We start from the raw sequence: 13599 nt of genomic DNA, 5'->3' as shown, positions 1-13599 counted from the left end.
TCGGCACAGCACGGCATGGGCCGCACGCAGCCACCCGCCGCGCCCCGGACCCCGACGGCTACGGCCGTGCGCAGCCGGGAACTGCCGCGCGCACTCGACTCCTTCGCTCGTCACACGGAGCGGTCCCACCACCTTGCGGACGAGCAGCGAACGACGGCAGCAACGGGGCGATCAGCTCCCGGAGTTCATCAGGAACCAGACGCTTCGATAGATCAGCACCCACGACCGGCATCATGCCGCACGAACATCAAGTCACGTGAGACAACCTCTAAGCCTTGATTGGCACGGCCGACCTGGCGGCCTGCTCGATCTTCGCGCAGTAGGCTGCGCGAGCTTCCTCGTCGATCTGCTCCTCGTGTTCGGCGCGCAACCCGGTCCGGCCGTCGAGGCCCTCGCGCAGGATATCGGCGTGCCCGGCATGCCGGATGGACTCGCCGAGGACATGGACCATGATGGCGAACAGGTTCGTGTCGGCATAAGGCTCCGGCCACCACGGCACGTGGCCGGGGGCGTCGAGGGGAAGCTCGTTGATCGTCGCGTCCGAGTGTTCCCACGTGCGCCGGTAGAACCCGATGATCTGATCGCGGGGCTCGTCCTCGGTCGCCCACAGATCGCTGCCGTTGGAGTCCTGCCACCGGGGCAGCGGTTCGGGGGAAGGGCGGTCGAAGACCTCGCCGAAGTACCTGGCCTCGACGGTGGCCACGTGTTTGACCAGGCCGAGGAGGTTGGTCCCGGTCGCAGTCAAAGGTCGGCGGGCGTCGTATTCGGACAAGCCGTCGAGTTTCCAGAGCAGCGCCTTCCGGTCCCGCCGCAGTCTCCCGTGCAGGTTGTCTTTCGCGAATTCATCGATCATGCGGCATGAGCCTGCCATGGGCTGCTCGTGGTCTCAAGATCCCGTACGTGGTCCGCAACGACTGGCAGAGCCGAGGCCTGGCCATGGCCGCCGCCTTGACCTGCTACAAGAAGCTCGCGAAACGTGCCACGTGAGACACCCTCTGAGGGTTGTCCCGCAATTGCCGGTCACAGGTGAGATGATCTTGAGGTGGCTGGTGTGATCACGGCGTCGGAGCCGTGCTGGACAGCCCCGTTCACCAGGCAAAGCCCACGGAAGTTCGGCAAGCTGGTCGCTGCGATGCGGCGCGAGGGTGCGAACCCGGGGCGCAAGGGCTGGCCATGGAGCCGGACACTGGAGGACCGGATCCTGCCAGTAGCGGCCTACTGGCGTACGAACTTGACGCTGCGGCAACTCGCCTCGCCGTTCGGGGTGTCGAAGTCGGCCGCTGACCGCATCATCGGCCACAGGAAGGAAGAAGGAGCACAACACGTCCGACCGCAAGGTCCGGTCCCGGGTCGAGCACGTCTTCGCGCGGATGAAGACCTGGAAGATCCTTCGTGACTGCCACCTGAAGGGCGACGGCATTCACACCGCGATGCTGGGCATCACCCGACTGCACAACCTCGCCCTCACAGGATGACGTCCGCCCCACACGAGACCACCTTGAAGAGAAGCCCGAGGGAGACGGTTCCTCCCGATCTCGCCGTCGCGGAGGATGCTCAGTCGAGACAGAACTCGTTGCCCTCGATGTCCTGCATCACGATGCACGACTCGTTGTCGTCATCGGCAAGCAGCGTTCGTACGTGTACCGCACCGAGCGCGACCAGTCGTGCGCATTCGGCCTCCAGTGTGGCGAGGCGCTCTTCACCCACGAGTCCGGTGCCGGCCCGCACGTCGAGATGTACCCGATTCTTGACGATCTTTCCTTCGGGGACGCGCTGGAAGAGCAGGCGCGGGCCCGCACCCGAGGGGTCACTGCATGCGAAGTAGGTGACCTGATCATCAGGCGGCAGCGAGCGATGGTAGTCCTCCCAAGTGGCAAACCCCTTCGGGATCGGCGGTACGACGTACCCCAACACCTCGCACCAAAAACCGGCGAGGCGCGCAGGTTCTGCGCAGTCGAAGGTGACTTGGAACTGCTTGATCGATGACATCGGCGCACCATAGCAGTGGGGCTCTGTCACTCATCTCCCGGCGTGGATACGCATGTTGCTGGGAGGGCAGCCCCTGTGGCCGCTGCCGTGTCGTGAGGTCGCAGGGAGGAACCGATGTTTCGATGCCTCAAGGGGTTGCCCGCTGTTCCGGACCAGACCGAGGCCGCAACCCTCGCCGCGTTCCCGACGGCAGTCTGCCGCCCCGGGGCCGCACCTACGGAGACAACTCCTCCCGGGTGAGGACCGGAACCGCAACCACCCCGAGGCGTGCATGCCCGCAACCCCGCCAGGCTCTTGGCCACCTTGGGCATCAGGTGATCAAACCGGACACTCCGAGAGAACGACGCATCCTCGGCGGCGTAGCCCACCGGTGGGTCCCGAGATCCAATCCCGACCAACCACCCGTCATGCCAAAGATCGGTTACGGGACGACCCTTAGTGGGCGTGAACGCTGCCGGACACGGGATGGTGCGGCTCGTGTCCGGGGATCGTGCCGTCCTCCTTCGCGACGAGGAGCAGCCCCGCCATGCCCATGTCCGAATGGCTCTGGACGTGGCAGTGGTACATCCAGGCGCCCGCGCCGACGCCTTCGCCCGCGATCACCTGGAAGCCGAACGAGTCCGCCGGGCCGGTGATCTTGTTGTCGATCACCTGGCTGACGTCCTCGGGGCCGGACAGCAGGCCCGTCCTGTTGTCCGCCCAGCGGTGACCGTGCAGGTGGAAGGTGTGGTAGAACTCGCCGTGCGTGATCATGATGATCTCGACGCGGTCGCCCAGCGAGGCAAGGAAGTTGGGCGGGTCGGAGGCCGGCCGGTTGTTGATCGTCATGTCGTTGAAGACGATCGTGAACTGCTTGTCCGGCAGGATGTCGCCCTTCCTGCGCACCACCAGCGGCCCGTAGAGACCCTTGCGGATGCCGCCGGTGCCGTGGTCGGTGCCCACGACGTGGTCGTGGTAGTGCCAGTAACCCGCGCTGCCGGGCCGCCAGGTTCCGTCGGCGCGCCGGCCGGGGGCGTGGGTGCGCCAGGTGTAGGTGCGGGTGGCGCCCGGTTCGACGTGACTCCTGCTCGTCTTCGTGCCGTCGTTGTTGATGTCGTAGTCGACACCGTGCGGGTGCAGGCTGACGGGCACGTCCATCAGGTTCTCGAACTCGATGTGGAGCGTGTCGCCCTCGTTGAGCTCGATCAGCGGACCGGGGACGGTCGCCTTGCCCTTCTCCAGGCCGTACCCCATCCGACCGTCCGCCAGTTTCTCGGCGTACAGCTTGAGATGGCGTACCAGGCCGCCTGCCGGGGCAGTCTTCGGTGACGTCGACGCGGCGGGGGCCGCATTGGAGGCGGAGGCGAGGGACAACGATGTCACACCCGTGGCCGCGACCGCCCCGCCCGCGATCAGGCGCCGGTTGAAGCTGCGTCTGTCCATGCCGAACTCTCCAGTCGTTGGCGGAGATTGACGGGGCGCGGCCGGCGCCCCCGGGGACGGCCATACGGTAGCCCGAGCGCCTCCGTTTATCCACGGTCAGGACAAAGTTCGTTCTTTGGCGGTCATACCTATTGGCGATCCGCGAAAAGAGGTCTAGCTTCAACGGCTGTTGTTGTGACCAAAGAGGGGTGGGTGACCCATGCAGCGCGCACCACATCACCGGTCGAGATCGCGAAGGGGGCTTCTGACGGCGGCACTTGGCGTCGGAGCCCTGACCGTTTCGCTCCTGGGCGGCAATGCCGCTTCGGCCAGGCCGTACCCGGAACCGCCGCCGACAACGTTGTCCCTCCCCTCGCCGCCGGGGGGCGCGAACGTGAGGGTGCTCGTCTTCCACGCCTCGGCGACCCAGGAGTCGCCGACCGTGAACGCGGGCATCTCCGCGATCGAGACGATCGGGCTGACCGGCCCCACGGAGGGCCGGTTCAGGACGGAGGCGACGGACGACGCCTCCGTGTTCACCGACGCCAGGCGGCTCGGCCGGTTCAACGCGGTCGTGTTCCTGACCGGGGGCGGCGATGTGCTCGACCCGGAGCAGGAGGCCGGGCTCGAGTCGTACCTGGAGGCGGGCGGCGGGTTCGTCGGCATCCACGACGCCGCGCGCACCGAGCCGTACTCGGACTGGTTCACCGGGCTGATCGGCGCCCGGCCGGCGGGGGCGGCGAGCAGCACCCAGCGGGCGGTCGTCGAGGTCGGCGACCGCCGGCATCCGGCCACCCGGTCGCTTCCGCTGAACTGGAAGCGGCCGGACCGCTGGTTCAACTGGGCGCAGAACCCCTCGGGAACGGTCCACACCGTGGCCCGGCTCAAGGAGAGTTCGTACACCCCCGCGGCGAATCCCAACGGCTGGGACCACCCGATCTCCTGGTGCCGTGACTACGACGGCGGCCGGTCCTTCTACACCGGCATGGGTGGTACGGTCGACAGCTTCTCCGAGACCGACTTCCGCGACCACCTGCGCGGCGCGCTGGCGTGGACGACGCGGCTCTCGCAGGCCGACTGCAAGGCCACGATCAACGCCAACTACACGGCCGAGCGCGTCACCAAGCCCAACCAGCCCGGGCAGAACGACCAGATCGGCGAGCCGCACGGTCTGGTCGTCGCCCCCGACGGCCGGGTGCTGTACATCGGCCGCGGCGGCGCCGACTCGAGCGTGCCCGTCGTCCGGGACTGGAACAACCCCGACATCGGCAAGGGCAACGGCGAGATCCACGTCTACGACCCCGCGACCGGCAAGGTCACCAAGGCGGGCGCGCTGACCGTCTTCGGCAACAAGGGCGGCGGCGACGAGCTGGTCAAGAACGAGGAAGGGCTGCTCGGCATCGAGCTCGACCCCGACTTCATGACCAACGGCTGGGTGTACCTGCACTACACGCCGCACTCGCGGATCAACCGCGACACGCACATGGGCGAGCGGCGCGTCTCCCGCTTCACGCTCGACCTCGCGACCAACCAACTGGACCTGGCGAGCGAGAAGGTGCTGCTCGACTGGCCGGTGCAGATCCACAGCTGCTGCCACGCGGGCGGCGGGATGTCCTGGGACTCCCAGGGCAACCTCTACATCGCCACCGGTGACACCAACTCCTCGGGATTCAGCGGTGGTTACTCGGGCAACAACCCTGAGCCGAACTTCAAGGGCGTCTCGTTCGCCGACGCGCGCCGCACCGCCGGCAACACCAACAACCTCAACGGCAAGATCCTGCGGATCCACCCCGAGGACGACGGCACCTACACCCTCCCCGAGGGCAACCTGTTCACGGGCAGGGAGACGGCCGAGGGCGGCGGCAAGACGCGCGGCGAGATCTATGTCATGGGCGTGCGCAACCCGGCGCGGATCTTCGTCGACAAGAAGACGGACATCCTCTACGCGGGCTGGGTCGGCCCGGACGCGGGCGCGCCGTCGACGACGTGGGGCCCGGCCAAGTACGACACGTTCGCCGCCGTCACCAAGGCGGGCAACCACGGCTGGCCGTACTGCATGGGCAACAAGCAGCCCTACCGCGACAGGAACCTGCCGGACCCGAGCGTGCCGCTCGGCTGGTACGACTGCGACGCCCCGAAGAACGAGTCGCCCAACAACGACGGTCTGGTGAACCTGCCGCCCGTCACGTCCAACACGATCTGGTACTCGCCGCAGGGCGGTGGCGTGGACTACCCGCGCGACGCGAACGGTGTCCCGAGCTACAAGCAGGAGGAGCAGAAGCTGCTGCTTCCGTGGCTCAGGGGCGGCGGCCAGGCCACGATGAACGGCCCGGTCCACCGCTTCGACGCGGCGAGCGACTCGACGGTCAAGTGGCCCTCGTACTGGGACGGCAAGTGGTTCGTCGGCGACTTCTACGACGGCGACCAGCCGCGGCACGCGGTGCTGACCGACCCGAGAACCGTGGGCCAGGGCGGCCTTCCGGTGCACGCCGAGTCGCTGAAGAAGATCGTGCCGGTCGGTCCGGGCGGCATCCGCAACCTCATGGACTGGAAGTTCGCCCCGGACGGGTCCCTGTACGTGCTCGACTACGGGCGCGGCTTCTTCACCTCCGACTCCAACTCCGCCCTGTGGCGCGTGACCTACAAGGGCGGCGGGGAGACCCCCGCCGCGGACCAGCTGGCGAGGAGGACGGCCCAGTGAGAACACGGCGCTCATCGGTGAGCCTCTGGACGGCCCTGCTGGCCGCGGTGGCCATGGTGCTGGGCCTGACGTCGGCGGTGGCCTACGGCCAGACCGACGACGACCGGGTGACCGAGGCTGCCCAGGTGCTGACCTGGACGGCCGGCGACCCCATCGACCGCTACCTCTCCTTCCCCACCACGGCGGTGGCGGGACCGGCGACGATCGTCTTCGAGAACAGCACGGCCACCGGCAACACGAGCGGCATGCCGCACACGCTGACGTTCGACGTCTCCGATCCCGAGTACAACCACGACGTGCCGCTGAACATCCTGGCGAACCCGAACGACGACATGGGCGGCAGGCACACGGCCGAGGTGACGCTGACGCCGGGCCGCTACCTCTTCAAGTGCACGATCCCCGGCCACGGCATGATGCAGGGCATCCTGACCGTGACCGAGGGCGGCGGGGAGGACACCACCGCTCCCGAGACCACGGCGAAGGTCGACGGCGACAGGAACGCCGACGGCGCGTACATCGGCCAGGCCACCGTGACGGTGGGCGCGACCGACGCGGGGTCGGGCGTGGAGCGGATCGAGTACGCGCTCGGCGCCGACGGCCCGTGGCAGCCGTACACGGTCCCGGTCGTCGTCGACGAGGTGGGCGCCCACAAGGTCCGCTACCGGGCGACCGACAAGGCGGGCAACGCGGCCGCCGAGAAGGCGGTCGACTTCACCGTCGTCGCCCCGCCGACCGACGACACCGCCCCGCCGGAGACCTCGGCCACCGTCAGCGGCGAGAAGGACGACCAGGGCCGGTACGTGGACATGGCCACGGTCACCGTGACCGCGTCCGACGCCGGTTCCGGCGTCAACACGATCGAGTACGCGCTCGGTGCCGACGGCGCCTGGCAGCCGTACACGGCGCCGGTGATGGTCCATGAGGCGGGCACCCACAAGGTCCGCTACCGGGCGACCGACAAGGCGGGCAACGCGGCCGCCGAGAAGGCGGTCGACTTCACCGTCGTCGCCCCGCCGACCGACGACACCGCCCCGCCGGAGACCTCGGCCACCGTCAGCGGCGACAAGAACTCGGACGGCGCGTACATCGCGCGGGCCGAGGTGAGGCTGTCGGCGACGGACGCCGGCTCGGGTGTGGAGCGGATCGAGTACTCGCTCGACAGCGGCCCCTACCTCGCGTACACCACTCCCCTCGTCGTCGACCGGGTCGGCTACCACACGGTGCTGTACCGGGCGACGGACAAGGCGGGCAACACCTCGGAGGCGAAGAGCGTCGCGTTCTCGGTGGCCGAGGGCGGCGGTGTCCCGGCGCCCACCTGCCCCGAGCACGACGAGCGGCCGACGGTGATCGTCGGCACGGTGGACACCGGCATCCCCAACCGGATGACGGGCAGTCGCTGCACGATCAACGAGCTGATCGAGGACGAGAAGGACTGGTCCTCGCACGCCCTGTTCCTCAAGCACGTGGACACAGTGATCGACCGGCTGCTCGCCGACGGCGTCATCGACGAGCGCGAACACCGGACGATCTACCGCGCGGCCAAGGAGTCGGGCATCGGCAGGCCGGGCCGGACGGCCGGCTACCGCGACCTCTTCGACGGCACCGAGGAGACGTTCTCGAAGTGGGAGCACGTCGGCGGCGGCAGGTTCGGGCTGAGCGACGACGGCGCCATGACCAGCAGCACCAACGTGCCGGGCATGGGCATGCTGTGGTTCCCGCAGCGGCAGTACGGCGACTTCTCGCTGAAGCTCCAGTGGCGGGACGACGCCCCGGGCTCGGGCAACGCCAACGGCGGTGTCTTCGTCCGTTTCCCGTACGTCCACGACAACCCGGAGGAGTCGCGTCCGGAGTGGGTCGCCATCAAGTACGGCCATGAGGTGCAGATCCTGGACCGGCCGGACGGCGACATGTACAAGTCGGGTTCGATCTACGGATTCGACCGCGTGGGCCTCGGCGGCGCCGGGGTCACCCCGAAGGGCACCTGGAACGACTACGAGATCAGGGTGGAGGGCCAGCACTACTCGGTGTTCCGCAACGGCAAGCTGATCAACGAGTTCGACAACACCGGGGGCCAGGTCTTCGAGCCGCCGCGCTCCGACGACCCGGGCACCGACGGCCGGCGCTACGCCTCCGGGTACGTCGGGCTCCAGGTCCACGGCACGACGGACGTGATCTCCTACCGCGACATCAGGATCAAGGAGCTGTAGTCCTCCTCGAGCGGTGAGCCGCGGCCCTCCTTCCGGACACCGGGAGGAGGGCCGCGGTCGCCGGTGCGGCGGGGCGGGTCAGTCGGCCGGCTTCTTCGCCCGGCTGGGCTGGACGCGCTTCGGCTCCCCCGGCATCTTCGGGTACTCCGGCGGGTAGGGCAGATCGCCGAGCCCGTGGTCGGCCTCGTCCTTGCGGGCGAGTTCCAGCAGGGTCTCCAGGCTGAACCGGTGGTCGTCCATGTCCGCGTGGACGTCGCCGAGCTCGGCGTAGCGGCCGGGCATCGTCTTGATGTCGAAGTCCTCGGGGCGCGCGACGTCGAGCTCCTCCCAGCGCAGCGGGGCGGAGACCGGGGCGTGGGGGCGGGGACGCACCGAGTAGGCGGAGGCGATGGTGCGGTCCCGGGCCGTCTGGTTGTAGTCGAGGAAGATGCGCCGGCCGCGTTCCTCCTTCCACCACTTGATCGTCACCCGGTCCGGCATGCGGCGCTCCAGCTCCCTGCCGCAGGCGATCGCGGCGCGCCGCACCTGGGTGAAGGTCCAGCGGGGCTCGATCGGCACGAAGACGTGCACGCCGCGGCCGCCCGAGGTCTTGGGCCAGCCGCGCAGACCGGCCTCCTCGAGGACGGCGCGCAGCTCGTGGGCGGCGCGTACGGCGTCGTCGTAGTCGGTGCCGGGCTGCGGGTCGAGGTCGATGCGCAGCTCGTCGGGGTGGTCGGTGTCGTCGCGGCGCACGGGCCACGGGTGGAAGGTGACGGCGCCCAGGTTGGCGGCCCAGATGACGGCGGCCGGTTCGTCCGGGCACATCTCGTCCGCGGAGCGTCCGGACGGGAACGTGATGTGGGCGGTGGGGATCCAGTCGGGCAGGTACTTGGGGACACGCTTCTGGAAGAACGATTCGCCCGTCACCCCGTCGGGATAGCGCTCCAGCGTCGTGGGACGGCTGCGCAGGGCCCGGGTGATGCCCTCGCCGACGGCCAGGTAGTAGGTGACCATGTCGAGCTTGGTCCAGCCGCGCTCGGGGAAGTACACCTTGTCGGGATTGGACACCCGGACGGTGCGCTCCCCCACTTCGAGTTCCACCGCTCCAGCCATGCCCGCCAGCGTAGGCCGTGCCGAGTGGGGCTGCATGCCGGAGAATCGAGCCATGGACCTGCCCGTGATGCCGCCCGTGAAGCCGATGCTGGCCAAGTCCGTGAAGAAGATCCCGCCCGGGATGCACTACGAGGCGAAGTGGGACGGCTTCCGGGCGATCGTCCACCGTGACGGCGACGAGATCGTCATCGGCTCGCGCACCGGCAAACCGCTGACGCGGTACTTCCCCGAGCTGGCCGCCCGCTTCCTCGACCTGCTGCCGGAGCGCTGCGTCGTCGACGGCGAGATCGTCATCGCCCACGAGGGCCGCCTCGACTTCGACCGTCTCACCGAGCGCATCCATCCGGCCGACTCCCGGGTCCGCATGCTCGCCGAGCGCACCCCCGCGAGCTTCGTCGCCTTCGACGTGCTCGCCCTCGGCGACGAGTCGCTGCTGGACGCACCGCTCAAGGCGCGCCGCGAGAAGCTGGAGGAGGCCCTCGCGGGGGTTCGGCCGCCCGTGCACCTGGCGCCGTCCACGACGGACGTGGCGCTGGCGCAGGAGTGGTTCGAGCAGTACGAGGGCGCCGGGCTCGACGGGATCGTCGCCAAGCCGCTGGATCTGCCGTACCGGCCGGACACACGGCTGATGTACAAGATCAAGCACGAGCGGACCGCGGACGTGGTGGTGGCCGGCTACCGCTTCCACAAGAGCGGCCCGGTCGTCGGCTCGCTCCTGCTCGGGCTGTACGACGACTCGGGGGCACTCCAGCACGTCGGCGTGTGCGCCGCGCTCTCCATGAAGAAGCGCGAGGAGCTGGTCGAGGAGCTGGAGCCGCTGCGGATGGAGGACGTCTCGGAGCATCCGTGGGCACGCTGGGCGGAGGAGGCGGCGCATGAGAGCGCGCGGCTGCCCGGCGCGCCGAGCCGCTGGTCGGGCAAGAAGGACCTGTCCTGGGTCGCGCTGCGGCCCGAGCGGGTGGTGGAGGTGGCGTACGACCACATGGAGGGCGACCGTTTCCGCCACACGGCGCAGTTCCGGCGGTGGCGGCCCGACCGGGAGCCCTCCGGTTGCACGTACGAGCAGCTGGAGGAACCGGTGCGGTACGACCTGGACGAGGTGCTGTCGGCGCCCGGGCGGTGAGCAGCGCGGACCCCCGTGCCGTCAGGCGTAGAGCGACTCGATCTCGGCCGCGTACGCCGCCGCGACCGCGTGGCGCTTGATCTTCAGGGACGGGGTCAGCAGGCCGTTCTCCTCCGTGAAGTCGCCCGGCACGAGGCGGAAGCGGCGGATCGACTCGGCGCGGGAGACCGCCGCGTTGGCGTGGTCGACGGCCCGCTGGGCGTCCGCGATCAGCTCGGGGTCCTCGCACAGCCGCGCGAGCGGCGTGTCCTTCGGGCGTCCGCGTACGGCGAGCCAGTGCTCCACCGCCTCCTGCTCCAGGGTGATCAGGGCCGCGACGTAGGGCCGGTTGTCGCCGACCACGATGCACTGGCCGACGGGCGGGCGGCTGCGCAACCGGTCCTCGAGGACGGCGGGCGAGACGTTCTTGCCGCCGGAGGTGACGAGGATGTCCTTCTTGCGGCCGGTGATCGTCAGATAGCCGTCCTCGTCGAGCGATCCGAGGTCTCCGCCGGCGAACCAACCGTCGTCGAGGGCCTCGTCGGTCGCCGCCTCGTTGTTCCAGTACGCGCCGAAGACGATGCCGCCCTTGATCAGCACCTCGCCGTCCTCGGCGATGCGGATCGCCGTGCCGGGCACGGGCCGGCCCACGGTCCCCGGGCGCGGTGCCAGCGGCGGGGTGATCGTCGCGGCGGCCGTGGTCTCGGTGAGGCCGTATCCCTCGTAGATCACGATGCCGGCCGCGCAGAAGAAGAGGTTCAGCTCGCGGTCGAGCGGGGAGCCGCCGCTGATCGCGTACCGCAGCCTGCCGCCGAGCTCCTTGCGGACGCGCCGGTAGACCAGCAGGTCGTACAGCGCCCAGGCCAGGGTGAGGCCGGCTCCCGGTCCCTTGCCGGTGCCGAGGAACGCGGCGAGATACGCCTCGGCGAACCGCACGCCGATGCGGTGCGCGCGGTCGAAGGAGGCGCCGCGGCCGATCCTCTCGGCCGTGGCCCGGCCGGTGCCGTGGATCTTCTCGAAGAGGTAGGGGACGCCGACGAGGAAGGTGGGCCGGAAACTCCGCAGCTCCGGCCGGAGCTCGTCGGGCTTGATGCTCGGGCAGTGGCCGAGTTCGATACGGGCCATCAGGCAGGCGATCTGGAGAGTGCGGCCCAGGATGTGGGCGAGCGGCAGGAACAGGAGTGTGGAGGCCGTCTGCCCGGTCACCGCCCGGAAGACCGGGTGCAGCAGTTCCACGGTGTTGGCGGCCTCGGCGTGCAGGTTCTCGTGGGTCAGGACGCAGCCCTTGGGCTTACCGGTGGTGCCGGAGGTGTAGCAGAGGGTGGCGATGCTGTCCGGCGTCAGGGCGGCCCGCCTCTTGGTGATCTCCTCGTCGGGGACGTCCCGCCCGAGTGTGACGAGTGTCTCCATCGCGCCGTCGTCGATCGTCCACACCCGGGGTTCGACGCCGAGCCCGCGCGCCGCGTCGGCCACCGTCCCGGCGTGCTCGGCGGTCTCGGTGACCACGTGCCGCGCGCCGCTGTCGCGGAGGATCCAGGCGACCTGTTCGGCCGAGGAGGTGGCGTAGACAGGGACGCTCTGGCCACCGGCGGCCCAGATCGCGAAGTCGATCACGGTCCACTCGTAGCGGGTGCGGGACATCACGGCCACCCGTCCGCCCGGCTCGAGCCCGGCGGCGATCAACCCCCTGGCCGCTTCGGTGACTTGGCGGGCGAAGTCGGCGGCGGTCACGGGACGCCACCGGCCGTCGTCGTCCTTGCGTCGCAGGACCACCGATGCGGGTGCTTCCGCCGCGTTCGCGTAAGGTATGTCGGCGGTGCTGCCGGAGACGGACGGCCGGGCGAGCGGTGCGGTGCGCGCCTCTCGTACGACGCCGTCCTCCCTGACCAGTTCGACCGGGACGCGACCGGCGAGATCGCTTCGCTTTTTCGCCCTCTTCAGATCCTTGTGTACGCCCATGGTCGGCTCCTGTTCGCGGTTCGCGCATTACGCGGGCGGGGAGTTGACGGGACCTCGGCACTGACTCGGGGGTCAACTTACTCCCGCGTATCCAGAAAGCAACGGGGCGATCGACAACCGTTGCCGCACAAAGACACCCCCGCCGCGGAACCCGGAAACCGCTCCGGTAGTCATGGAGGGGTGGGAGGCCGACCGACCGACGGCTTCCCGACGGAAAAGCAGACAAGGACTTGACGTGACCGCCTCCAACATCGTCCCGGTACCGATCCCCGACCGCGTGGCAGTGATGATCGGCTCCTGCATGCCGGCCCATGTCCTGCACGCCGAGATCGAGGCCGAGTGCGCCGCCCGCGAGGTGTACCGCTTCCGCGGCCCGCTGTGCGCCGACGACCGGGCCGACCGCGAGCACGCGCTGTCCGCGCTGGCACGGGCGAACAAGGTACTGGCCGCGTACGACCCGCGGCTCACCGTCAGGCCCGCCCGCGCCCACTGACGCTCCCCGCTCCGAGCAGAGGCCGTCCCCCTTCCCGGGGGACGGCCTCTGCTTCCCACCCGGGAGCACGCCACTCGGCAGGAGAAACGGCGGCCGCACGGGCCGTCTCGGACCTGTTCGTCCTCGGCCTCGGTCACGTCCCCGGACGGGCGAGGGGCGGCTCACTCGATGAAGGTGCCGTCCACGTACACCCACGCGCCGTTCTGCCGGGCGAAGTTGCTGCGCTCGTGCAGTTCGCCGCGCTTGCCGTGGTGGCGGTAGCGGGCCCGGAAGGTGACCGTGCCCTCGGTGTGGAAGGCGCTCCCTTCGGTGACGTTCGTGATCTCCAGACTGGACCACTGCATGCCGGGATCGATCTCCAGGTGCCGGGGCCTGGTCGAGGAGTGCCAGGTGCGCAGTAGGTACTTCGCGTCGTGTGCGGCGAAGGCGCTGTAGCGGGAGCGCATCAGCAGCTCGGCGGTGGGCGCCGTCTCCTCACCGCTGTGGAAGCGGCCACAGCACTCCGCGTACGTGGCCGGCAGGCCGCAGGGGCAGGGCGATGCGGCGGTGAGCGCGGGCTGCGCGGTGCGCCCGGGGCGTTTCATGCGTCGTGCCATGGCTCCATTTTCCAGCCATTGCGGGAATGGGCCCACGGGTGGCTTCCGGGTCACATGCG

General features: G+C 69.5%; 11 protein-coding genes and 1 pseudogene. 6 read left to right on the top strand and 6 right to left on the bottom strand.

Annotated elements, in window-relative coordinates; all coding sequences use genetic code 11:
- Nucleotides 1–268 precede the first annotated feature (268 nt).
- Nucleotides 269–853 carry a DinB family protein gene (locus tag ACWD0A_RS10520; RefSeq protein ID WP_451296584.1) on the bottom strand — a complete coding sequence of 195 codons (585 nt, stop codon included), beginning with the start codon at nt 851–853 and terminating at the stop codon, nt 269–271.
- Between the two features lie 5 nt (nt 854–858).
- Between ACWD0A_RS10520 and ACWD0A_RS10515 the strand changes: the two genes are divergently transcribed.
- Both ACWD0A_RS10515 and ACWD0A_RS10510 read left to right on the top strand, forming a co-directional pair.
- Nucleotides 859–987 carry a hypothetical protein gene (locus ACWD0A_RS10515; protein WP_259670628.1) on the top strand — a complete coding sequence of 43 codons (129 nt, stop codon included), beginning with the start codon at nt 859–861 and terminating at the stop codon, nt 985–987.
- A 55-nt stretch (nt 988–1042) separates the two neighbouring features.
- A pseudogene (locus ACWD0A_RS10510) lies at nt 1043–1475 on the top strand (transposase family protein).
- 79 nt (nt 1476–1554) lie between these two features.
- Here the strand turns inward: ACWD0A_RS10510 and ACWD0A_RS10505 are convergent.
- Together ACWD0A_RS10505 and ACWD0A_RS10500 are read right to left on the bottom strand one after the other, a co-directional pair.
- A complete protein-coding gene (locus ACWD0A_RS10505) occupies nt 1555–1989 on the bottom strand; it encodes a VOC family protein (RefSeq protein WP_307712451.1) in 435 nt (144 codons plus the stop codon).
- A 435-nt stretch (nt 1990–2424) separates the two neighbouring features.
- Nucleotides 2425–3411 (bottom strand): multicopper oxidase domain-containing protein, encoded by a 987-nt coding sequence (locus ACWD0A_RS10500; RefSeq protein ID WP_451296582.1) that lies wholly within the window; start codon nt 3409–3411, stop codon nt 2425–2427.
- Between the two features lie 199 nt (nt 3412–3610).
- On the opposite strand from ACWD0A_RS10500, the gene ACWD0A_RS10495 reads away from it, so the two are divergent.
- Nucleotides 3611–6091: a ThuA domain-containing protein gene (locus tag ACWD0A_RS10495; RefSeq protein WP_451296580.1), complete on the top strand. Its 2481-nt coding sequence runs from the start codon at nt 3611–3613 to the stop codon at nt 6089–6091.
- Nucleotides 6092–6144: 53 nt separating this feature from the next.
- A complete protein-coding gene (locus tag ACWD0A_RS10490; RefSeq protein WP_451296801.1) occupies nt 6145–8298 on the top strand; it encodes an OmpL47-type beta-barrel domain-containing protein in 2154 nt (717 codons plus the stop codon).
- A 78-nt stretch (nt 8299–8376) separates the two neighbouring features.
- Here the strand turns inward: ACWD0A_RS10490 and ligD are convergent, their stop codons facing one another.
- On the bottom strand, nt 8377–9390 hold the full coding sequence (gene ligD, locus ACWD0A_RS10485; protein WP_451296578.1) for a non-homologous end-joining DNA ligase: 1014 nt from the start codon (nt 9388–9390) through the stop codon (nt 8377–8379).
- A 52-nt stretch (nt 9391–9442) separates the two neighbouring features.
- On the opposite strand from ligD, the gene ACWD0A_RS10480 reads away from it, so the two are divergent.
- Nucleotides 9443–10513 carry an ATP-dependent DNA ligase gene (locus tag ACWD0A_RS10480; protein WP_451296576.1) on the top strand — a complete coding sequence of 357 codons (1071 nt, stop codon included), beginning with the start codon at nt 9443–9445 and terminating at the stop codon, nt 10511–10513.
- A 21-nt stretch (nt 10514–10534) separates the two neighbouring features.
- On the opposite strand, the gene ACWD0A_RS10475 is transcribed toward ACWD0A_RS10480, so the two are convergent.
- Nucleotides 10535–12451 carry an AMP-dependent synthetase/ligase gene (locus ACWD0A_RS10475; RefSeq protein ID WP_451296574.1) on the bottom strand — a complete coding sequence of 639 codons (1917 nt, stop codon included), beginning with the start codon at nt 12449–12451 and terminating at the stop codon, nt 10535–10537.
- A gap of 235 nt (nt 12452–12686) precedes the next feature.
- On the opposite strand from ACWD0A_RS10475, the gene ACWD0A_RS10470 reads away from it, so the two are divergent.
- Nucleotides 12687–12944: a hypothetical protein gene (locus tag ACWD0A_RS10470; RefSeq protein WP_307712457.1), complete on the top strand. Its 258-nt coding sequence runs from the start codon at nt 12687–12689 to the stop codon at nt 12942–12944.
- Nucleotides 12945–13105: 161 nt separating this feature from the next.
- Here ACWD0A_RS10470 and ACWD0A_RS10465 read toward each other — a convergent pair whose 3' ends face one another.
- On the bottom strand, nt 13106–13540 hold the full coding sequence (locus ACWD0A_RS10465; RefSeq protein ID WP_451296572.1) for a YchJ family protein: 435 nt from the start codon (nt 13538–13540) through the stop codon (nt 13106–13108).
- Nucleotides 13541–13599: the final 59 nt, after the last annotated feature.

The sequence above is a fragment of the Streptomyces sp. NPDC002867 genome (assembly GCF_053591895.1).
The sequence above is the reverse complement of the archived record's forward strand: the minus strand, read 5'-3'. Positions and strand labels throughout refer to the sequence as shown.

Bases quoted from the DNA above. Each gene is read 5' to 3' on its own strand.
- ACWD0A_RS10495 (WP_451296580.1), top strand. From the start codon at position 3,611: ATGCAGCGCGCACCACATCACCGGTCGAGATCGCGAAGGGGGCTTCTG.
- ACWD0A_RS10480 (WP_451296576.1), top strand. From the start codon at position 9,443: ATGGACCTGCCCGTGATGCCGCCCGTGAAGCCGATGCTGGCCAAGTCC.
- ACWD0A_RS10500 (WP_451296582.1), bottom strand. From the start codon at position 3,411: ATGGACAGACGCAGCTTCAACCGGCGCCTGATCGCGGGCGGGGCGGTC.
- ACWD0A_RS10515 (WP_259670628.1), top strand. From the start codon at position 859: ATGAGCCTGCCATGGGCTGCTCGTGGTCTCAAGATCCCGTACGTGGTC.
- ACWD0A_RS10505 (WP_307712451.1), bottom strand. From the start codon at position 1,989: ATGTCATCGATCAAGCAGTTCCAAGTCACCTTCGACTGCGCAGAACCT.
- ACWD0A_RS10465 (WP_451296572.1), bottom strand. From the start codon at position 13,540: ATGGCACGACGCATGAAACGCCCCGGGCGCACCGCGCAGCCCGCGCTC.
- ACWD0A_RS10520 (WP_451296584.1), bottom strand. From the start codon at position 853: ATGATCGATGAATTCGCGAAAGACAACCTGCACGGGAGACTGCGGCGG.
- ACWD0A_RS10475 (WP_451296574.1), bottom strand. From the start codon at position 12,451: ATGGGCGTACACAAGGATCTGAAGAGGGCGAAAAAGCGAAGCGATCTC.
- ACWD0A_RS10490 (WP_451296801.1), top strand. From the start codon at position 6,145: ATGGTGCTGGGCCTGACGTCGGCGGTGGCCTACGGCCAGACCGACGAC.
- ligD (WP_451296578.1), bottom strand. From the start codon at position 9,390: ATGGCTGGAGCGGTGGAACTCGAAGTGGGGGAGCGCACCGTCCGGGTG.